The organism is Pantoea sp. X-Soil-TKNS-1280 (assembly GCF_059730475.1).
In genome coordinates this window covers 697,712-718,230 of sequence record NZ_AP035962.1, presented here as the reverse complement: position 1 = coordinate 718,230, position 20,519 = coordinate 697,712, and the positions used below count along the sequence as shown (strand labels likewise).

General features: G+C 54.2%; 19 protein-coding genes and 3 tRNA genes. 13 read left to right on the top strand and 9 right to left on the bottom strand.

Annotated elements, in window-relative coordinates; translation table 11 throughout:
• Nucleotides 1–21 precede the first annotated feature (21 nt).
• The 3 genes from AC6I8X_RS03275 to AC6I8X_RS03265 all read left to right on the top strand — a co-directional run bounded on the left by AC6I8X_RS03275 (nucleotide 22) and on the right by AC6I8X_RS03265 (nucleotide 342).
• A tRNA-Leu gene (locus AC6I8X_RS03275) sits at nucleotides 22–108 on the top strand.
• Nucleotides 109–140: 32 nt separating this feature from the next.
• A tRNA-Leu gene (locus AC6I8X_RS03270) sits at nucleotides 141–227 on the top strand.
• Between the two features lie 28 nt (nucleotides 228–255).
• Nucleotides 256–342, top strand: a tRNA-Leu gene (locus AC6I8X_RS03265).
• An 86-nt stretch (nucleotides 343–428) separates the two neighbouring features.
• Here AC6I8X_RS03265 and AC6I8X_RS03260 read toward each other — a convergent pair.
• Nucleotides 429–713, bottom strand: a complete 285-nt coding sequence (locus AC6I8X_RS03260; protein WP_497840565.1) for a DUF1435 domain-containing protein — start codon at nucleotides 711–713, stop codon at nucleotides 429–431.
• 230 nt (nucleotides 714–943) lie between these two features.
• On the opposite strand from AC6I8X_RS03260, the gene AC6I8X_RS03255 reads away from it, so the two are divergent.
• The 3 genes from AC6I8X_RS03255 to AC6I8X_RS03245 all read left to right on the top strand — a co-directional run bounded on the left by AC6I8X_RS03255 (nucleotide 944) and on the right by AC6I8X_RS03245 (nucleotide 3,507).
• On the top strand, nucleotides 944–2,038 hold the full coding sequence (locus AC6I8X_RS03255; RefSeq protein WP_299457607.1) for a GGDEF domain-containing protein: 1,095 nt from the start codon (nucleotides 944–946) through the stop codon (nucleotides 2,036–2,038).
• A 114-nt stretch (nucleotides 2,039–2,152) separates the two neighbouring features.
• On the top strand, nucleotides 2,153–2,947 hold the full coding sequence (gene fhuF / locus AC6I8X_RS03250) for a siderophore-iron reductase FhuF (protein WP_313683379.1): 795 nt from the start codon (nucleotides 2,153–2,155) through the stop codon (nucleotides 2,945–2,947).
• 95 nt (nucleotides 2,948–3,042) lie between these two features.
• Entirely contained in the window at nucleotides 3,043–3,507 is a 465-nt protein-coding gene (locus AC6I8X_RS03245; protein WP_084872445.1) for a YbaK/EbsC family protein, read from the top strand.
• Here AC6I8X_RS03245 and AC6I8X_RS03240 read toward each other — a convergent pair.
• From AC6I8X_RS03240 to AC6I8X_RS03225, 4 genes are all read right to left on the bottom strand, one after another.
• Nucleotides 3,504–4,769, bottom strand: a complete 1,266-nt coding sequence (locus AC6I8X_RS03240) for an MFS transporter (RefSeq protein WP_497840564.1) — start codon at nucleotides 4,767–4,769, stop codon at nucleotides 3,504–3,506. The two genes, AC6I8X_RS03245 and AC6I8X_RS03240, sit on opposite strands and share 4 nt — an antisense overlap.
• Before the next feature lie 168 nt (nucleotides 4,770–4,937).
• Complete coding sequence (locus AC6I8X_RS03235) at nucleotides 4,938–5,918, bottom strand: nucleoside hydrolase (protein WP_497840563.1); 981 nt, start codon at nucleotides 5,916–5,918, stop codon at nucleotides 4,938–4,940.
• Nucleotides 5,919–5,926: 8 nt separating this feature from the next.
• Complete coding sequence (locus AC6I8X_RS03230; protein ID WP_313683377.1) at nucleotides 5,927–6,949, bottom strand: LacI family DNA-binding transcriptional regulator; 1,023 nt, start codon at nucleotides 6,947–6,949, stop codon at nucleotides 5,927–5,929.
• A 47-nt stretch (nucleotides 6,950–6,996) separates the two neighbouring features.
• The gene (locus AC6I8X_RS03225; protein WP_313683376.1) at nucleotides 6,997–8,388 is read right to left on the bottom strand and encodes an MFS transporter; all 1,392 of its coding nucleotides are present in this window, start codon (nucleotides 8,386–8,388) and stop codon (nucleotides 6,997–6,999) included.
• Between the two features lie 583 nt (nucleotides 8,389–8,971).
• On the opposite strand from AC6I8X_RS03225, the gene AC6I8X_RS03220 reads away from it, so the two are divergent.
• Both AC6I8X_RS03220 and AC6I8X_RS03215 read left to right on the top strand, forming a co-directional pair.
• Complete coding sequence (locus AC6I8X_RS03220; protein ID WP_313683375.1) at nucleotides 8,972–9,526, top strand: histidine phosphatase family protein; 555 nt, start codon at nucleotides 8,972–8,974, stop codon at nucleotides 9,524–9,526.
• Between the two features lie 345 nt (nucleotides 9,527–9,871).
• Nucleotides 9,872–10,891 (top strand): glycosyltransferase family 32 protein, encoded by a 1,020-nt coding sequence (locus tag AC6I8X_RS03215; RefSeq protein ID WP_313683374.1) that lies wholly within the window; start codon nucleotides 9,872–9,874, stop codon nucleotides 10,889–10,891.
• Here the strand turns inward: AC6I8X_RS03215 and AC6I8X_RS03210 are convergent.
• On the bottom strand, nucleotides 10,865–11,788 hold the full coding sequence (locus tag AC6I8X_RS03210; RefSeq protein WP_313683380.1) for a LysR family transcriptional regulator: 924 nt from the start codon (nucleotides 11,786–11,788) through the stop codon (nucleotides 10,865–10,867). The genes AC6I8X_RS03215 and AC6I8X_RS03210 overlap by 27 nt on opposite strands.
• A 120-nt stretch (nucleotides 11,789–11,908) precedes the next feature.
• Here AC6I8X_RS03210 and AC6I8X_RS03205 point away from each other — a divergent pair, with 120 nt between their 5' ends.
• From AC6I8X_RS03205 to AC6I8X_RS03190, 4 genes are all read left to right on the top strand, one after another.
• On the top strand, nucleotides 11,909–12,298 hold the full coding sequence (locus AC6I8X_RS03205) for a tautomerase family protein (protein WP_084872422.1): 390 nt from the start codon (nucleotides 11,909–11,911) through the stop codon (nucleotides 12,296–12,298).
• 212 nt (nucleotides 12,299–12,510) lie between these two features.
• Nucleotides 12,511–14,808, top strand: coding sequence for a phosphatidylglycerol--membrane-oligosaccharide glycerophosphotransferase (gene opgB, locus AC6I8X_RS03200; RefSeq protein WP_497840562.1), 2,298 nt, complete (start codon nucleotides 12,511–12,513; stop codon nucleotides 14,806–14,808).
• A gap of 319 nt (nucleotides 14,809–15,127) precedes the next feature.
• Nucleotides 15,128–16,729, top strand: a complete 1,602-nt coding sequence (locus AC6I8X_RS03195) for an APC family permease (RefSeq protein ID WP_313683372.1) — start codon at nucleotides 15,128–15,130, stop codon at nucleotides 16,727–16,729.
• A gap of 171 nt (nucleotides 16,730–16,900) precedes the next feature.
• Entirely contained in the window at nucleotides 16,901–17,392 is a 492-nt protein-coding gene (locus AC6I8X_RS03190; protein WP_497840561.1) for a hypothetical protein, read from the top strand.
• On the opposite strand, the gene AC6I8X_RS03185 is transcribed toward AC6I8X_RS03190, so the two are convergent.
• A complete protein-coding gene (locus AC6I8X_RS03185) occupies nucleotides 17,385–18,098 on the bottom strand; it encodes a GNAT family N-acetyltransferase (RefSeq protein WP_497840560.1) in 714 nt (237 codons plus the stop codon). The genes AC6I8X_RS03190 and AC6I8X_RS03185 overlap by 8 nt on opposite strands.
• Before the next feature lie 107 nt (nucleotides 18,099–18,205).
• On the opposite strand from AC6I8X_RS03185, the gene pdxR reads away from it, so the two are divergent.
• On the top strand, nucleotides 18,206–19,654 hold the full coding sequence (pdxR, locus tag AC6I8X_RS03180; RefSeq protein WP_313683369.1) for a MocR-like pyridoxine biosynthesis transcription factor PdxR: 1,449 nt from the start codon (nucleotides 18,206–18,208) through the stop codon (nucleotides 19,652–19,654).
• Here pdxR and AC6I8X_RS03175 read toward each other — a convergent pair.
• Complete coding sequence (locus AC6I8X_RS03175) at nucleotides 19,644–20,105, bottom strand: RcnB family protein (protein WP_084872405.1); 462 nt, start codon at nucleotides 20,103–20,105, stop codon at nucleotides 19,644–19,646. The two genes, pdxR and AC6I8X_RS03175, sit on opposite strands and share 11 nt — an antisense overlap.
• Nucleotides 20,106–20,204: 99 nt before the next feature.
• Nucleotides 20,205–20,402, bottom strand: a complete 198-nt coding sequence (locus tag AC6I8X_RS03170) for a hypothetical protein (protein WP_313683368.1) — start codon at nucleotides 20,400–20,402, stop codon at nucleotides 20,205–20,207.
• Between the last annotated feature and the right edge of the window lie 117 nt (nucleotides 20,403–20,519).

Here is a 20,519-nt window from a genome sequence, read left to right as displayed (position 1 = left end):
ACTCTAAGGTGTTGCAGGTACGCGAAGGTGGCGGAATTGGTAGACGCGCTAGCTTCAGGTGTTAGTGTCCTTACGGACGTGAGGGTTCAAGTCCCTCTCTTCGCACCAAAAACCACAAAGTTTATATCGTAGCGCACTGCGCGAAGGTGGCGGAATTGGTAGACGCGCTAGCTTCAGGTGTTAGTGTCCTTACGGACGTGAGGGTTCAAGTCCCTCTCTTCGCACCAATGCGATGATATAAACAGACAACTCGATGCGAAGGTGGCGGAATTGGTAGACGCGCTAGCTTCAGGTGTTAGTGTTCTTACGGACGTGAGGGTTCAAGTCCCTCTCTTCGCACCAACGTTGTCATCCTTCCCGGTGTTATCTCCCTCAGATTTTTCATTATCGCTGAACACGCTCTGGCGTGATTTTGTCGTTTCTGCTTTTCAGATCAGGTGAAAATTCACCGATACCGCAGCCAGTCCACCCGCCAATGCCAGGCAGGAAGGCAGCAGCAGGTAGTGACGCAGGCGATGATGAAACAACATCACTACCGTCAGCAGCAGCGCCACCATCATCACCACACGCCACTGGCTGAAGCTGGGTTCCCACAACGCGAAGACCGGCATCGCCGCGCACGGTAACAACACGCCCCAGCCGCTATCCAGACGTTTGCCCATAATCCAGCTCACGCCCCACAACCCGCAGGCAGCTATCATCGCCATGATCATCGCACACCCCTCAAATGATAAGTATTCCCATTATCATATGATAATACTTCTCATCTTGCAGCGGATTTTTTATACGCGGTGCCATGCGGATGACACTGCTACTGGAAAATGCTAAATTGCCGCCGATAACTATTTTGAAAACACAGCAATAATGTGCTCAGTATCCTGGTGGAGAGAATATCTCGGCCGGATAGCGCTTTGATATTTCAGGGCTGTCACGAGTAATAATAATGAAATTACAATCTTACGATGAATTGAAACACAGCAAATATCGCCTTTCAGTGATGCTTTTTCTGTTTCTTAATGTCGCTGTTTCACTATTTAGTTTGTTACCATTTTTAGGGGAGGGTTCCAGCACCTGGTCATTGCCAGCAGCACTGGTGGCGGGCTTTAGCATCACCTTGCTTACCGTTTGTTTAATCATTCCAAAACTTAAATTCCCGCTATTAAATCCTGTTGCGCTGTTATTCGGTGCATTATGGGCATGGCACATTGACCATAAGTACCATCTGGTTTTTTATTTTGATGGCAGTTTTTTAATAATCAGTCTGTTAAGCGTATTTTTTGTCAGTGCTATTGCGCTCAGTGATTATTTAGTTGCTTTCAGTTTACATATCACGCCGCCCGTATTAACCGTTTTACTGCTGGATGATGGCCAGCATTTAGTGATGATTTTGTTCACCATCACCCTGCCGCTGATCGGTTTTTCATTACACCATCTGATGCGTCGCCGCTTCGATCATTTCACCCGCCGTCTGGTGCGCCAGCTGTATGAAGAAAAAGAAAGTTTTAGCGATTTAAGTATGCTGGACCCGCTAACCGGTTTGTATAACCGCCGGGGGCTGAAAAATCGACTCGATACCATTCTGGAAAACCACGCAGGCAGCCATTTTGTGCTGCTGCTGGATATCGATCATTTTAAGGCTTACAACGATAATTATGGTCATGCGATGGGCGATCAGGCACTGGCTCGGGTTTCCGTAGCGATTCGCGATGCGGTACGCTCGCGGGATGTGGTAACCCGCTACGGCGGTGAAGAGTTTCTGGTGCTAATGACCAACGTGAATGCTTCCATTGCCATGAAACTGGCTGAACGGATTCGCCAGTATGTGCTCAACCTGGAGATTCCCCATCGGTTTAATGAGCGGGTTTCCACCCACGTGACCATCAGTGCAGGCATCGCCCCGATTTTTGCTGACGATTTTGATCAGGCGGTATCCAATGCCGACCGTGCTCTGTATGTGGCGAAAAATCAGGGACGTAACACCATTCTTGCCTGGGAAGATTTACCGAAAACTGCGCTGAGTAGCCAGGATTTGGCCTGAAAAACCGGGGATTCACCGCGCTGAGGCGGTGAATCCTTCCGCCGACAGTCTTGTTAGGTTAAGCGTGAACGATTATCATTTGTTTTTCGCTTACCGTTTTCATTCAGGATCGGCATGGCCATTATCACTCGTCAGGATCATCGCTTCAGCGAACATCCGTTGATCTTTATGCAGAGCGACCGCAGGCTTGCGAGCGCACTGGAAGATCTGATGCGTGAGCAGCGCAGCTATATGCTGGAAACCATCAAACTCGGCCAGCCCGCTCCGGCAGGTACGCTGACGCTGGCCGAATGGTCTGCCACCCCGCATTACCGCCGCCTGACACAACGCTACAGCGATCATCTCTACCGTAATCATCCCGATGTGGAGCAGGAAGCCAAACCGCTCCAGTCGCTGTGGGCGCAATGGTATTTTGGCCTGTTGCTGCCCCCGCTGATGCTGGCGCTGCTGCTGGAGCCGCGGGCGCTGAACTGCGCGCCCCATCTGATCCACGTTGAGTTCCATGAAAACGGCCATCCCTGTGCCTTCTGGATTGATGTGCAGGAAGATGAAGACGCACGCTACCTGAATCCGCAACAACGCATTGACCGCCTGATTCAGCAGCTGTTGATCCCGGCAGTGAACGGCATGACGCAGCACGGTGACATCAACGCCAGGCTTATCTGGAACAACATGGGTTTCTCCTTCTGGTGGTTCCTCAGCGAACTGAAAACGCGGCTGCCTGCCGGGCTGGCGTCACAGCTGGAGCAGGCATGGTTTTTCAGCCAGTCCCTGCTGGATGGCAGCGACAATCCGCTGTACCGCACCATGATCCCGCGTAACGGCGAGATGGAACGCAAGAGCTGCTGCCAGCGCTATCGTATTCCCGATGTTGAGCGCTGTGGTAACTGCACGTTAAAAGCGGTGTAAAGCCTGCGCATTCTGTTACAGATTCTCCCTTTCTCCCGTTTACAGCAGAAAAGGCTTATGGCAGCTTTTAGGCTTCGTTTTTGCCGGAGAAAAAAATGAGCCTGGAATCGGTACGGCACTTCTTTGCCGAACACGCACCGGATGTAGACATCATCGAGATGCCAGAAAGCACCGCCACCGTTGAACTGGCCGCCCGCGTCCACGGGGTGGAACCGGGGCAGATCGCCAAGACCCTGTCGTTAAAGGTGAAAGATAACGTGGTGCTGATCGTCACGCGCGGTGATGCGCGCCTCGACAACCGCAAACTGAAAGCCGCACTGGGTGCCAAAGCACGCATGCTGAGCGTCGATGAAGTGGTGAACTGGACCGGCCATCCGGTTGGCGGCGTCTGCCCGTTCGGGCTGGAAAACCCGCTAACCGTGTATTGCGATGTGTCACTGCGCGGCTTTGAGGAAGTGTTGCCCGCAGCAGGATCGATTCATAGTGCAGTGCGCATTTCACCGCAGCGTATGGCCGATCTCACTGCGGCAAAATGGATTGATGTGTGCGAGTCGCGCTAACGCGATTCGCGCGCCACGGCACCGGAGATTTGAATGCCGCGCGTTTCACGCCCAAAGGCGACAAACACGCAGATCAGCACCGCCACCGTCCCGGCAACAATTGCCATCCCTAAGCCATAGTTGCCGCCATGGGCCTCGGCAATCCGTGACTGCAACGTCGCGTTGACCGAGGCAATCAGGTTACCCAGCTGATAGACAAACCCTGGCAACACGGCACGGGCGTTGGCGGGCACCAGCTCAGTCAGGTAGGTCGGAACCACACCCCACGCGCCCTGCACCATAAACTGCATCAGAAACGCGCCAATCCCAATCATCCACGTACCACTGGAAAAGGCCCACAGCGGCAGCACCGGCAATGCCAGAAATGACGCCAGCATAATGGCTTTTTTGCGCCCAATGCGTTCCGACAACGATCCAAAGAAGATACCGCCCAGCATCGCAGCGATGTTGTAACTGATGGCGATAATACTTACGGTATGCGGATCAAACTGATGCTGCACTTTCAGGAAGGTGGGATAGAGATCCTGGGTACCATGGCTGAAGAAGTTAAAGCAGGCCATCAGCAACACCATGTAGATACAGATTTTCCAGTGCTGGCGAATAATCGGCAGCAATGCCGTGCTCTCTTTGCGCTGACGCGCCGCCAGCCAGACCGGTGATTCCGGCACTTTAAAATAGATAAACGGCAGCAGCAGGATCGGCAGTGCGCCAATCATAAACATCCCGCGCCAACCCACGCTCTCGAAGAACAGACCAAAGATAATCGACGCCAGCAGATAACCGCACGGATAACCGGCCTGGAAGATACCGGACATCAAACCGCGCGAACGGTCCGGGATGGTTTCCATCGCCAGCGACGAGGCAACTCCCCAGATCCCCCCCATCGCCACACCGTAAATCACGCGAAACGTCAGGAAGGCCGCGAAGTTGGGTGACCAGGCCGACAGCAACTCAAACAGTGAAAACAGCACGATGTTGAGCATCAGAATAGGCCGACGGCCATATTTTTCCGCGAGACGCCCAAACACCAGCGCCCCAATCGGTCGCACCGCCAGGGTGAGCATAATCGCGATAGAGACATCTGACACGCTGGTGTGGAAATACTGAGCCAGATCGCTGAGTACAAACACCAGGATAAAAAAGTCGAACGCGTCCAGCGTCCAGCTGGCGAAGCTGGCAAAAGCCACATTTCGCTGCGTTGCAGTCCAGTTAAACATAGGGGGGTATCCTGTCTGACAGCGTCCGGATCGTTGGCCGGACATTCTTGTGAACGTTACCGTGCGAATGATTGCATCGGTTATTATTATGTTAACTATTTGTATATAGCATGTCAGAAAGGGGGGCTGTGGCGGGGAATTGTCAGCGAGTGCTTCTGGCTGTAAGCAAGCATGTCACACGGTCATTGCCACAGGATGACCGTGTGTTGTTGATTATTTCAGACCATTGAATGCCTGTTCGAGAATATCCAGCAGCAGCGGGTTATCCACGCTGTGCAAGACATGCACTAGCGCACCGGCATTTTGCGGGATACCCACATCCAGACGCAGCGGCGTGCGATACCGCCAGCTTTTGCCGCGTGTCGCCCCTGGGCGTAACTCCACATCGACATGATAATCCATGCCGTCGGCAACACGCTGATTCAGCAGCCAGGCCACCACCAGCGCATCATGGATCCAGCAGCCGGGCAAATGGCGCGTGCGAATCGAGTAATCTATCCAGGGTCGCAGGGTTTCGCGCACAAACTGGGTAAGCGGGTGATCGTTAAGCGTCAGGCGGTTGAGATCCTGATGCGTCATCAATGTCTGCGTGGTGACATCCATCGGCACCAGCGTCACCGTCGCCCCGCTGTGCAGTACCTGATGCGCGGCTTCCGGATCGAGGCCAAAGTTGGTGTCTTTGATGTAGTCATCCAGCGCGAACACGCCACCCATGATCACAATCTCCGCCACCGCTTCCGCCATCTGTGGATAACGTTGCAGCGCCTGCGCCACGTTGGTGAGCGGGCCGATAGCCACCAGCGTAAACTCACCGGGGTTATCACAAATCAGCTGCCCCATCACCCCCGCAGCATCATTGCCATCTGCCGGGAGCAGCTGTGGCTGACGCACCCCATGCCACAGATCGGCCAGCGCCTTATCTTCGACACCGTCAAGACGGGCGCGCCACGGAGCCGGGTCTTCGCGCAGCGCCTGCTTTGCCCCCTGCACCACCGGGATATTGACGCCCAGCCGTTGCAGCAGGTCCTTCGCCACCTGCGCGCCCACTGCACAGGGCGTATTGCCGCTGACGGTGGTAATTAACTCCAGCGATACCGCAGGCGATGCCAGTGCTAAGGCCAGCGCCAGGCCGTCATCGGTGTTTGCACCGGCAATACCATTCCCCGGATCACAATCAATAATCAGTCTTTTCATGATGTTATTTATTTTTTTCTGCTAAGTTGGCAACCACAGGACTCACCGATCTCCAGATGGTGAGGAAACTCCGCCAGCTCCGCCTCGCCATCTCCGTTTTTCAGCATGGCAATTGCACGCTGCGCCATTTCGCGCAACGGCTGGCGTACCGTCGTCAGTGCTGGCACATGAAATGCCGACTGCTCGGTACCGTTAAAACACACCAGCGCGACATCGTGCGGCACACGCAGACCATGTTCAGAAAACGCACGAATGCAGCCAATCGCCTGCCCTTCGTTGCTGGCAAACAGGGCGCGCGGAACGCGACCCCTGTTCAGCATCTGCTGCGCGGCCTCGTAACCGCCCTGCCGCGAATAACCGGCGGGGAAAATCAAACTATCATCAGCCTGCACCCCGTACTCCGTCAGCGCATCGCGCCAGCCCTGAATACGATCCTGGGTATTCAGCATCTCCAGCGGACCACTGATCATCCCCACCTGCTGATAGCCGTGGCTGAGCAGGTGCATCGTCACCTGACGTGCCGCTTCGCGTTCGTTCACCCGCAGCATGCTGACGCCCGGTTGCGGTTCCACACGATCGAGCATGACCAGCGGTGTACCGCTGGCCTTGATTAAATCGATATAGGGATGGCGATCGACGCTGTTGTAAAACAGGCCATCAACCTGACGATTCAGCAGCCCCTGAATCAACTCCAGCTCGCGCTGGCGATCATCACCGGCATCGCCCAGCAGCATCACATGACCGTGATTCAGCGACTCCTGCAACAACGCATGGGCCATCGCCGCGACAAACGGGTTGGCGATATTTGGCACCACTAAACCGAAGGTTTTGGTGCTGCCCGATGCCAGCGCTCGCGCGACAGCATTGGGGCGGTAGCCGGTTTGCTTAATCGCCTCCAGCACCCGCTGACGGGTCGCTTCCGCCACCGGACGCGGCCCGTTGTTGATGACATAACTCACCACCGCGACCGACGTGCCTGCGGCTTTAGCGACATCGCTGCGTGTAATATTTCCGGATGACGATTTAGCCAATAGCCTGCCTCATTTTATGCCCGATACATCAATGCGTTAACCTGCTGTCAGATCGCATCATCCGGCAGGTTCAGGTCACGCCCGCGGGTTTCCGGTGCCACAAAGGTGGTCAGAAAACCGATGGTCGCCATTGCCGTGAAGTAGACCGCAATCGCCCACCAGTGTCCGGTAAACGACAGCAGCGCCGCCGCAACCAGGGGCGCAGTGCCTCCTGAAAGGATAGACCCCAGCTCCTTCGCCACCGCCATCTTGGTGTAACGATGTTTAACGCCAAACATCTCGACCCCCCAGGCCGCCTGTACGCCAAAGATGCCGAGTGATGCCAGTGCCATACCGACCACCATCACCGGAATAACCACCGCCGGTTCACGGCTGTCGAGCAGATGGAAAGCAGGCCAGGCGTAGAACATCAGCAGCAGACAGAAACCGCGATAGGTGATACGACGACCAAAGCGGTCGGAGAGCCAGCCAGCAAAAGGAATGATCAGGAAACCCAGCAGGGAGGCGATAAACACCGCAGTGGTGGGCACCGACTTATCCACCATCAGCACTTTCGCCACATAGCCGACGATAAAGCCCTGTGCCAGATAAGAAGGACCGTTTTCGCCGATACGCAGGCCGACCATGGTCCAGAAGGCACGGCTGCGCTGCCAGAAACTCCGCGTGTCTGCCGGTAGCGGACTTGCCAGCTGGGCATGACGCTGAGCATTCAGCTCGGCTTGCTGGCGTTCAAATACCGGGGTTTCGCGCAGATGACGACGCAGCCACAGTGCCACCAGCGCAATCAGCACGCTGCTGAGGAAAGGAATACGCCAGCCCCAGGCGAGCAGGCTTTGCTGGTCCATCTGCACCACCGCCAGCCATACCAGCGAAGCGATCAGCGTACCGCTGTTAGAACCGAGCGCTATCACCGATGACACCAATCCACGGCGTTCAACCGGCGCATATTCGCCCAGCATCACCGTGCCGCCAGAGAGTTCAGCCCCAGCTCCCAGCCCCTGGGTAAAGCGCAGCAGCACCAGGCAGGCTGGTGCCCACAGGCCAATGCTGGCGTAAGAAGGGATAAAACCGATCAGCGTGGTAGAGGCTCCCATCAGAATGATGGTGGTGATCATCACTACTTTGCGTCCTTTGCGATCGCCAATCCAGCCAAACAGCAGTGCGCCAATCGGACGGGCAATAAAACCCACCGACCAGGTGGCAAAACTGGAGAGCAGCGCCATCGTCGGGCTGGCTTCGGGGAAGAACACATCGCCAAAAATGATACCGGCGGCAAGGCCATAGAGTGCGAAATCCGCATACTCCATCGCCGTACCCAGCCAGCAGGATAAGGTGGCACGCCAGAAATCTTTGCGGCCAGCAGAAGTTGCCAGCCGCTCATCAGCAGCCGAAGAAGAAGACAGTGCGCGTTGTTGCGAAACGGAGTGATGTACCGTCATAACCATTTCCCTGATAGATGAAGATCAATCAAACGCCCTTCCCTGGGTAGGTTCCCTTGCAACAAGCGGAACGCCCCGGTGGCGACGTTTGGTGGGCAAACCTGGATGAAAGGTCAGTAAAGGATTCCCTGGTGTTGGAATTCTCTTATTCGCCAGGCTTTGCCGATGTTTTTTTCACCGATCGCATTAATAAGGCAAATGTAACTGCATCATCTCAAGGCCAACTTTTTCCGTGGCACCGTGAGCTATCACTGTGTAATTAGTCTATCTACGCGCGTAGATAAATCAAGTGATCTTAGTAAAAATAATTAATTTATCTTTACTATCTCTCAGGGGTTAAGGATAAAAATGGCGTCAATTCATGACATTACATTCAATGCGCGAGAGCAAAAAAACGTCAAAAATGCACTTAATTGACGATTTCTGCTTATCATTAGCAAAGTGGCGACTGATCCTGCATCGCGCTTCTTGTCGCACATTTCAGTTAAGGTTTAATGACAAATGCGAATTTGTCTTAAATCCTGCCGACCTGACAGGTCCTGCGGAATCTGCATTACACTGGAGAAAATCATTCAGGAGCGTTATGACCATCATCCTTATGCGACACGGCAAACCCGACCATCCGGTGAGTGGGCGCTTTACGGCGCGCGCGTTAGCCGACTGGTGCGAAGGTTATGATCAGGCTGATATTTGCGATTCACCGCCACCGCGCAGCCAGGCGATTGCCAGCCTCGCCAACGTGATCGCTTCCAGCCCGCTGCCGCGTGCACGCTCGTCACTGGCGCGCCTGGGATTACAGCCCCATGCGGTGGATGCGGTATTTAGCGAGGTCGCCATCCCCCTGCTGCCGTTCGAGCGATTACATCTGCCGCTTAACGTCTGGCTGGCGCTGCTACGCCTGCTGTGGTTGTGTGGCTACGCCGGACATGTGGAATCGGTGCAACATGCCCGTCTGCGCGCCTGCCAGGCGGCGGACAAGCTTATCGCCCTGGCGGATAGCGGCACCGTGTTGCTGGTTGGCCACGGCATTATGAATAAGTTGATTGCCCGCGAACTGCGTAAGCGCGGCTGGCAGGCTGAAAAACATGCCAGCAGCCGTCACTGGAGCAGTGCCATTTATCATCGACCGTTTATTTAAGGCCAGGACCGTAACAAAAACCACAGGGTTGATACCTCACCTGACACGGAATTTTTAATTTCCTCGCATTCTTTCGGGTGGAAAATCTATTTTCTTAGGAAGAATCTCAATCCACTTTTAATTAAATCAATCCACATTAATTGATCTATTTCACACTCATTTTATCAACAGCGGTTCATTCATTTTCCGGTTTATCTGAAAAAGAAAAAAAACGATAGCCTCACACGCCTGAATGTTTTATTAAGCAAGTGTAGTATTTTACACACAGCCGTGAGGAAACAAGAGCGCTCCAGGCGCCAGCATCAGGGAAACCCAACCACTATAATCACAATAATCAGGTGCACCATGACAACTAAACGCCTACAACCGGCCCGTATGCTGTGGCAAAACTGGCAAAAAATTGCCTTTACCAGCCTGATGTTACTGCAGAAAAAGCAGCTTAATGCCGTACCTGCACCGGAATACGATCCGAGCGAAGAGGATAATGTGGTGTTAACTTCCGGTAAGAAAGATCTGCCGGAAATACCCAAAATAGTCTGGATGTATTGGGAAGATGAATATTTGCCAGCATCGATGATGTTAAATATTCAAAAAATCCGTAAGGATAATCCTGATCACCAGGTGCACCTGTTACATCGTCGGAACGTTGAAGAAGTGCTGCCGGATTTTGTCTTTACTTCCTCTGAATTAACTCTGCAACAAAAGAGCGAAGCGATTCGGCTGGAATTATTGTTGCGCTACGGCGGTATCAGCATTGATTGCAGCACCTTGCTGTTTGAAGATCTCAGCTGGGTACATCGTGTGCATCAGGAACAGCGCATGGATGTGATTGGCTTCTATTGTGAAGTCTCAACCATGAATTATCTGTCACCGGTGATGGAAAACTGGTTTATTGCCGCCGCCGCCAATAATCCCTATATCCGCGAGTGGCAAAAGCAGTATGCACCGATTAAACATCTCGGCGGGCCACGTTTCTTCGCTGAGCTGAATAAACGTGATGACTATTATCTGCTGACACAAAAAATTGCCGAGCCGGAGCAGCAATTATGTTCCCTGGCCCAGCAGGCCGCGATGCGTGAATACCGCCGGGCAAATGTCTATTTGCGCAAAGGCCAGGCCAATGCGTATTTCTATCAGCGCCTGAGCGGATGGAATAGCGCCGCCTTTGCCCGGTCGGTACTCTTTCAGCAGCGTCCACATAACCCGCCGCCGGTGATCAAACTGAGCGGTCTTGAACGCCTGCACCTCGACTTTAATCTGCGTCTGGGTAACTACAATCGCACCAGCCTGTTGGGCGAGCTGATGCAACCGCATGCGCCCGTCACGCTGACGTCCCCTTCAGCCATCAACAAAGTGCGCGCGTAGCCAGTGAATAAAGGTGGTGACCGCCCGTGGCACCTGAGCCGCATAAGGGCGCACCACCCACAAACGATCGGCAAACGCATCCACCGACTGCCACTGCGGCAGCACCTGCTGCAATGTACCGGCGGCCAGCGCCGCGCGGGCACTAAAATCCGGTAACATGGCAATCCCCAAACCCTGCAAAGCAGCATCGCGGATCGATTCGCTATTGTTGGTGGCAAAATTTCCCTGGATCCTGACCTGCACCGTTTCACTGGCATCGCTGCGCTGACAAAACCGCCACTGGGGGGATTCCAGCCCGCGCGGGTAATACAGGCAGTTATGCTGCGGCAACGCCTGTGGGGTTGCTGGCGTGCCGTACTCCGCCAGATAAGCAGGGGACGCCACCAGCAAGGTATGGGTTTCACACAGCGGCAACGCGACATGGGTTTCCGGCAGTTGCTGACTATGGCGAATCGCCAGATCGAACCCCTCGCTACCGAGCGATACCAGCCGATCAGTCACATCCAGCTGTAAACGCACCTGCGGGTATTCCCGCAAAAAATCGCCGATAATCGGCACCAGCTGCTGGCGGGCAAAGGCCACAGGGGCGCTAACGCGCACCAGCCCGCGCACCGGACCGGCTTCATCACGCACGCTGAAAAAACTTTGCTCAATACGCGCAAAGGGATCGCGTAACTCCTCCACCAGCTTTTCCCCGGCAGAAGTGAGGCGCACGCTGCGTGTCGTGCGCAACACCAGCGCCACTCCTGCCATCTCTTCCAGTTCTTTAATCTTTTGGCTCATCGCCGCCTTGCTCACGTCGAGGCGTTCGGCCGCACGGGTAAAACTTCCCAGTTCGGCCAGCACCGTGAGCCAGTGCAGATGCACCCAAAGGGCGTCGGTTTTTATCTCTTTCATCATGATTGTTCAAAATAATAAATAATCATTTCAGGCAGCGCGCTTTTTCTTTGCCGCGGCACGCGGCAGCATAGCCCCACATCCTACTCTTTTCATGTGAGCAAAAACGAGGGTTTAATCATGCCGCTTCTCCAGTTCGATGTTATTCAGGGCCGTTCTGAATCAGAATTACGTACACTGCTGGATGCCGCTCACCGCGCCGTCTTAACCGCGTTTAAAGTCCCGGCACGCGATCGTTATCAGATTGTTCACGAAAATAAAAGATACCAGATGGTGTTCCAGGATACTGGCCTCGGCTTTGAACGCAGTGACAACCTGGTGATGGTGCGGGTGTACACCAGCCCAAGAAGTGAAGAACAGAAAACGCTGTTCATGGCAGAGTTAGCACGCGAGTTGCAGGAAAACTGTGGCGTGCAGGGTAACGACCTGATGATCAGCTTTATCACGAATAACAAAGGTGACTGGAGTTTTGCCGATGGCGAAGCACAGTATCTGACCGGCAAACTCTGATCCTCATCCCCGCTCCCCTGCTGGCAGCAACCCTATGCTGCCAGCCCAAACCATAGCCCGCCTAAACCCGCTTTAAACAAATTCAAATCAGCCGCACAAATCTGACTGGTCATGTTGCAGCCATGTGACAGCCAATATAGATTGACGCGAAAACCCCCGCAGAGGGTCGTTACGCACGGAATGCGTATTTAATTAGCCTGAGGATCTGAATCTTGTCCGAACTCATATCGGTTGTACTTTTTTTGGCTGCAATCGCAGTCTATTCCTACAAAGCCGGGCGAAATAAGTTCTGGTTTGTATTGATTTTGGTTTTGCTTACCCTGTTTATCGTGCTGAATACCACGCTGTATGCCAGCAACTATTTTACCGGTGACGGCATCAATGACGCCGTACTCTATACCCTGACCAACAGCCTGACTGGTGCGGGTATCAGCAAATACGTGGTGCCTGGCATCGGGCTTATCATTGCGCTGTTTTTGCTGTTCTGCCTGCTCTCCTGGCTGTTGCGCCGCCGTAAACAGCAGCATCATCTTGGCTGGAGTCTGCTGGCTATCGCCTGCGCTGCGGGTTCGGTACAAACCACCCCGGCATTTCGTCAGGTCAAAGATTTGATCGTCTCCCATAACCGCCAGGCGGATTCCGACTTCGAGACCTATTACAAAACACCCAAGTCAGTTATTGCCGAGCCAAAGCTCAACCTGGTCTACATCTATGGCGAAAGTCTGGAACGGACTTACTTCAATGAACAAACTTTTCCAGGGTTGGCCCCTGAACTGAGCCGGGAAAAAGATCAAAGCCTCGATTTCAGTAACACTGAGCAACTGCCTGGCACCGATTACACCATTGCCGGGATGGTCGGCTCACAGTGCGGTATCCCGCTGTTTGCGCCATTCCAGGATAATGCCTCGGCAGCGCTTTCCAGCTTCTTCCCGCAGAATGTTTGCCTCGGCGATATCCTGAAAAACTCAGGTTATGAGAACTGGTTTATTCAGGGGGCGGATTTACGCTTTGCCGGTAAAGACACCTTCCTGAAATCACATGGTTTTGACCCGGCCCATATGTATGGTGCGCAGGAGCTCAAAGACCGCGTTAGCGATCCCAACTATCGTAATAACTGGGGTTATTACGATGACACCGTGATGGATGAGGTATTTAAAAAGTTTGAGGAGCTGTCAAGCCAGCAAAAACGCTTCGCACTTTTTACCCTGACGGTTGATACACACCACCCGGATGGTTTTATTTCCCGCACCTGTGAACATAAAAGTTATAGCTATGACGGTAAACCTAACCAGTCTTTCAGCGCCGTTGCCTGTTCGCAGGAACATGTGGCACGCCTGATTGCACGCATCAAAGCCTCGCCCTGGTTTAAGAACACCATCATTGTGGTGACGTCTGATCACCTGGCTATGAACAACACCGCCCATCAATATCTGATCAAGCAACCTCGTCATGACCTGTTTATGGTGATTCGTGGCGATCAGCCTGAAGCCAAAGTGATCGACGGTAAACGGAGTACGCTGGATAACGGTGCCACCGTGCTGGATATTCTCGGCGGCGATAAGGCCATTGGCCTGGGTCGTAGTGGCCTCAGCAGCCCTTCACTGTCTGCCCAGTTTGATAACATGGCGCAGAAGGTGCTGGCGTGGAAACCGGATATCATTCAGCTGTGGAATTTCCCCAGCAAGCTTGATGCTTTCACCATCGATCAGCAGAAAGGGACCTTTAGTTTCTCCGGAACCACCTTCAGGCTGCCCATTCTCTTCCGTGTCGGTGATAAACGCGTGGAGCCACTGCCAGAAGGCGAATATTCCGCCCCGCTGCGCTATCAACTGGCGGACTTTGCCGCTGCCGATAGGTTTGTCTGGGTTGACCGCTGCTTTAAGATGGCGCGTCTGTGGCAGCCACAGCTGGCGCTGTCCGGCGATCTTTGTGTCGCGATGGGACAAATGGGGGGCCAGCCGAGTGTGACCCGTATCGATAAGCCGGTGTGGAAAGGCAAAGCCACCTTCCCGCAAACCACGCTGAGCGACGCGCAGTATCAGCACAACGAGCAGCAAATTCGTATCGAAGACAACGCTATCCGCTACAGCGCCGACAGCTTTATGCTCAACGTGCCCGGTGCACCGCTAAGCGTAAAAAGTTTTACCGGTATTTCGCGCCCGGAACTGTGGGGACGCTGGTCCAACGCCAATCTGGCCCCTGAGGTCAACATTGAATATGTTGACCCGTTACCAGGCCGTTTTGATGTGGTGATCACCGCACGCGCCTTTGGCCCGAATGCCCATCGGCCGATCCCGGTGCGGGTCGGTGATCAACAGCAGGACATCACCCTGGGGGACGATGTATCGACGACGACCCTGCATTTCACCAATCCCGGTGGCAGCCATAATTTAATTATCTCACCGCCGGAACCGCAGCTGTCCAATGTGGGAAATATCATTGGCCAGGACCCGCGTAAATTAGGCATCGGCATGGTGGATATTAAGATCATTCCTCAGCCACAGAGTTAAATTGAGTTATGTCATTTCTCAACCAGGGATGACATAATGTTTCAACTACAATCATAATATATATTTCGGATCATCACGGTGCGCCCTGCACCGTGCTTCCGCTATTTCAGGCAAATCATCCTGCGTCAGAAAGTTTATTTAGCATCATTCATCAAGCTAAAAGCCAATTATTCAGCCATTCGCCACCCGCGTTTATTTCATAAAAAAACAATCACGCTAATAAAATAATTTTGGCACGCGATATGCTTTATCCCCCTGCCACAACATTTAATAAGCAAAACTGAAATCCATTCAGATAAACACATCACAGGGGCATTATATGGCGTCAAGTGGACTGAAACAGAAATTGGGGCTGGTCGATCTGTCGTTACTTGGCATTGGATCGATGATCGGATCCGGCTGGTTGTATGCGGCGCTAAACAGTTCCGGTTATGCAGGCAGTAACACCGGTTGGGCATGGGTGTTAGGGGCGGTCATTGTGCTGATGATCGGCCTGGTCTACGCCGAGCTATCATCGGCCCTGCCGCGAGCGGGTGGCTTTGTACGCTATCCCAACTATTCCCATGGCAACATCGTCGGCTTTGTTATTGGCGTCAGCTCACTGCTGGCCTACACCAGTACTGCCGGGGTTGAAGTGGAAGCGGTTCGGCAATACGCCATTTACTGGTGGCCCGCGCTTGGCCATGCTGACGGCAGCCCAACCGGACTCGGTTTTGCCGTACAGATTGGCCTGCTGGTGGCATTTTTCCTGCTTAACTACTGGAGCGTCAGCTTCTTTGGTCGCGTAAATACCATTGTGACCACTTTCAAATTCATCGTGCCGCTGCTGACCATCGGCACGCTGTTGCTTTATTTCCATGCACCCAACCTCGATGTTCCACCGGCTCCCCCAGGTGGCGCGCATGGCGTGTTCAGCTCGCTGACTGGCGCAGGTATTGTGTTTGCCTACCTCGGTTTTCGCCAGGCGGTGGATTTCGCCAGTGAAGCCAAAAACCCGCAGCGCAACGTACCGCTGGCAATTGGTATCGCGATTGCCGTCAGTTTCGTGATTTATCTGGCACTGCAATACGCCTTTATGGGTGCGGTACCCACCGATTTACTGTCGCAACATGGCTGGGCTGGCCTGAAGCAGGTGTTCCAGTCTCCTTATGCTGACCTGGCGCGCAGCCTTGGCCTGACCTGGCTGATTAACCTGATCCTGATTGATGCGGTGATTTCACCAGCCGGGACCGGCAACATCTACCTGGCCGGTGCCGCACGCGTGCTGTTTGCCTGGGCGCGCAATGGCCATCTGTTCAAGGTGTTTGGCGAAGTGGATGCGAAATCCGGCGTACCGCGTGGCGCGCTGTGGTTATCGCTGCTGCTGGCTATCGTCTGGACGCTGCCATCAGAGTTCCAGGTGTGGGGTGGTCTGATTGGCGCAGTGACCTCGGCGACCGTGTTCACCTATATGCCCGGTCCGGTAACGCTGGGCGCCTTCCGTAATCATCTGCCAGATATGCAGCGCCCATTCCGCCTGCCGGTCGCCGCCATTCTCAGCCCGCTGGCGTTTGTTGCCAGTACCTTGCTGATTTACTGGAGCGGTTGGTCGGTGAATGAAATCCTCATCCCGATACTGATTATTGCCTGGATTGGTTACGCCATTTTTGGCAAGAAAAACAGCCAGTTCAGCCGTGATTTACAATGCGCCTGGTGGCTGCTGGCCTATTACATTGCAGTGATGGTGATTTCCATGCTGGGTACTTACGGTGGCAGTGAGGTAATTAGCGCGCCACTGGATATGGTTCTGGTGATTGTCGCCTCACTGGTTTGCTATTTCTGGGGAGTGAAAGCCAGCCTGTCAGTTCCCGCCATCACCGATGAAGAGGATGAAACACCGTCATCCGGCAATAGCGTCAGCGGCAAATACGCACACAATTAATCCTTTCCCGCCTGCACTTCGGTGCAGGCTAACCCTGCCTCATATCGCGTTACTCGTTGTACTAATTGATTTTTTTCGAGACAGCGCGCAAAATAAACATCGTTGCATAGCGTAATTATCACAACCTGGTTAGTTTCCTCCGCACTAGGAAACGGATCAGGGAGAACATGGATGACACTGGCGATGATGAACACCCATAAAGCATACAAATCTCTGCAGCAGGCAGGCGTGGAAGAACGGCAGGCAGAAGTGCTGGTCGAGATCTTTGCCGAAATGCAGCAGGAACATTCACTGACGAAGGCCGACCTCGCCCAGGCGATGGAAGGTGTGGTGCAGGGGCAGCAGACCCTCAATCAACGCGTTGACCGATTAGAAGAGCGCGTTGACCTGTTTGAAAAAAACGTCAATGAACGCTTCGATCAGGTTGATAAACGTTTCATACAGGTTGATCAACGTTTCGAACAGGTCGATAAACGTTTCGAGCAGGTCGATAAACGCTTCGATAAAATTGACGCACGGTTTGAAAAAACGGATGCCCAGATTCATACCTTACATCTGGACATCATCGGTATGAAGAAAGAACTGCAATGGCTGAAGCGGGTGATGATGGCGGCCACCTGTGCCGTGGTGCTTGCCGCCAGCAAATATATCTTTATCAGCTAGCCTGACGCAGCGCTTCCAGCCGGTTGCGCTGCGTACCTTCAGGGGCAAAGTTTTCCGCCGCCAGCCAGCGTACAAATCCCTGTTTCACCTGCGGCCACTCACTATCAATAATGGAAAACCAGCAGGTATCCCGGCTGCGGCCTTTGTAGACAATGGCCTGACGAAAAATCCCTTCAGGCTGGAAGCCCAGCCGCAGCGCCGCCTTGCGTGAAGGCTGATTACAGCTATCACATTTCCACTCATAACGGCGGTAACCCAGTTGCTCAAACGCATAACGCATCAGTAAAAAATGCGCTTCGGTCGCCATACGTGTTTGCTTCAGCAAGGGGGAAAACGCCACATGCCCGATTTCAAGCACACCATGATTGGGTTCGATACGCATTAGCGCCAGCGTACCCACAGCACGGTTGGTTTGCCGGTCAATCACTGCAAAATGCATCGGATCGCGTCCATTCTCGATCTGACGCGCATAAGCCAGATAAGCTTCTTCAGTGGCGAAGGGTTCTGCAAACATATAAGTCCAGTCCCGACCATCCCCGGTTTGCGCATAGGCGGCATATAACTCCTGGCCATGCCGTTCCGCATTGAGCGGTTCGAGACGGCAATAGTCACCGGTAAAAGTCGTAAATTCCGGCCACGGGCGCGGCTGCCAGTCTGGCAACGCAAAACCCACCGGTTGTCCGTAAGCATTGGTGTTTTGAGACATGATATTTTCCCTGTCGCTGGATGAGGTGTGAACAGCAGATTGCCACTTTGCTGGCTCGTTAAAAAGCGCCACAATCAGACTTATTGATAGATCCACGCGAGCGCAGCATGAACACCTTTGATCTCAGCACCCTGCTCCTGGCCCCATTGCGTTGCGACGATGCCTTAACCCTGCAACAACAGCTTTTTCAGCGCATCCGCCAGGCGATTCTGGCCGGTAAGCTGCCGGCAGGGACACGCCTGCCCGCCACGCGTCAGCTGGCAGCGGAACTACAGGTTTCGCGTAACACGGTCATTGCCGTCTGGGCGCAGCTACAGGCGGAAGGTTTTCTCACCAGCGATCGCCAGGGCAGCCGTGTCAGCCCCATCGCGCAGTTACCGCAGCCCTCCCCTGACATGGCAAACGCCGCAGAAATCAGGGTGGCCTCACGCGTGACACAGTTGCGTTCCTCTCACCGCACGCTGAACCAGGAGATGGCACTGCGACCCGGTATCCCTGCGTTATCACACTTCCCACTGGCCCGGTGGCGGCGGGCTTTTAATCGCGTGATGCTGCATCAACCGCAGGCGCTGATGGGCTATGGTGATCCTCTTGGCGAGCGAACATTACGTGAGGCGCTGGCACAGCATCTTGCTCTGGCGCGGGGTGTACGCTGCACGCCCGAGCAAATTGTTATCACTGAAGGCGCACAACAGGCCCTGTCATTGTGCGTAATGTTGCTGAGTAATCCGGGAGAGACTGGCTGGGTAGAAGAACCGGGGTATCGCGGGGCCAAAGCCGCCATGCGTGCGGGTGATATGCGCATCGAACCGATCGCCGTTGATGCCCAGGGGCTGGCACCACACCCCGAGGACTGGCAGCAGCGCCCGCCACGTCTGATCTACACCACCCCGACCCACCAGTATCCCACCGGCGTGGTAATGAGTGCCTCACGCCGTCTGGCGCTACTGGCTGCCGCCACCGAGCATCAGGCGTGGATCATTGAGGACGACTACGACAGCGATTTTCGTTACAGCGGCGAACCAATTGCAGCGATGCAGGGTATGGCTCCGCAGACACCCGTCATCTACGTGGGATCGTTCAGTAAAACGCTGTTCCCTGCCCTGCGTCTGGGCTTTATGGTGCTGCCCGCACAGCTGGTCCCCCCTTTACGCCCGGCGCTGCATGAACTGCTGCGTGGCGGCAACCGTCCGGAGCAGCAGGCGCTGGCACACTTCCTGCGCAGTGGCGATTTCAGCCGTCACCTGAGCAAAATGCGCCGTCTGTATCGCCAACGCCAGGCCACCCTTCGTGCAGCCCTGATGCAACAATTCGGCGCTCAGGTGCCGTTACTCGGTGGAGAATGTGGGATGCATCTGGTGATGCAGCTACCAGCATCCCTCGCGGATATCACGCTGGTCGATCAACTGCTAAAAACGGGTTATGCACCGGGTGCGTTATCGGGGTTTTATCTGGGGGTGGAGAAACAGCAGGGACTGGTGCTGGGATATGGCAACACCAGCACCAGCCAGATTGGCAATGCAGTGGCGCAGTTAGCGCGCTTACTTAGCCTTTGAAGAAGATATCACCTGATTTTGCCATCACGATTTTACCAGTATCGTCGGTAATCAGGATGTAGTTGGCGTTGATATACGCCCAATGGGTATTTTCCTGCGGAGCCGGCAGATGACGCGGCTGCCATTCAGCAATGATGTAGGATTTACCACGATACTGATCCGGCACCACATCGCCGACTTTGTATTCTTTATAGTCGATGACGATGGTGGTCAGATCGTAATTATTCGGTGCTGCGGGTTGTGCCGCATTGTCCTGCGGCTGCGCTGGGGCAACGGCCGCCGGAGCGTCGGTAACCGGAGTCTGGACCTGCGCGTCCGGTGCGGTTTGTTCCACCTGCGGTGGCGTGGGTACGTTATCAGTTTGCTCGCCTTCGGCCAGCGCGGCGGGCGTCAGGGTTAACGAGCCCAGAAAAAGTCCTGCAGAAAGAAGTACAGCGTGAGTCCTGCGCATGGTGATTTCCACTCTGGTTGATTATTACCGGTTCAATGTACTGACAAGTGCAGAACGCGGAAGGTTCCCCGGTGCGTTGTGCACCCCGCAACCTGCGCGTCAAATTTCGCCCGACAGCATACAACAGCCGTCGCGCTTTTCCGCTAAGCAAAATTGCAAGCAACCATTATGCGTCACCAGCTGAAGCAACGTAATGCGTCTGGCGTCGGCACTGAGCGATACCGGGGCAGACGTTTGCGACAGAGTGCCACAGGCACTGAGCAACACCGCCATCACCAGTAGCGTGAACAGCCTCATCACAAAGCCATCAAAGAGATAAAAAGGGAAGATCACAGGTATTTTTAAGTAAAATTAACAGGTTGAGGGAAATCATCGCTGATGTATCTGGCGAAAGGTAACACAGAACCACCCGCA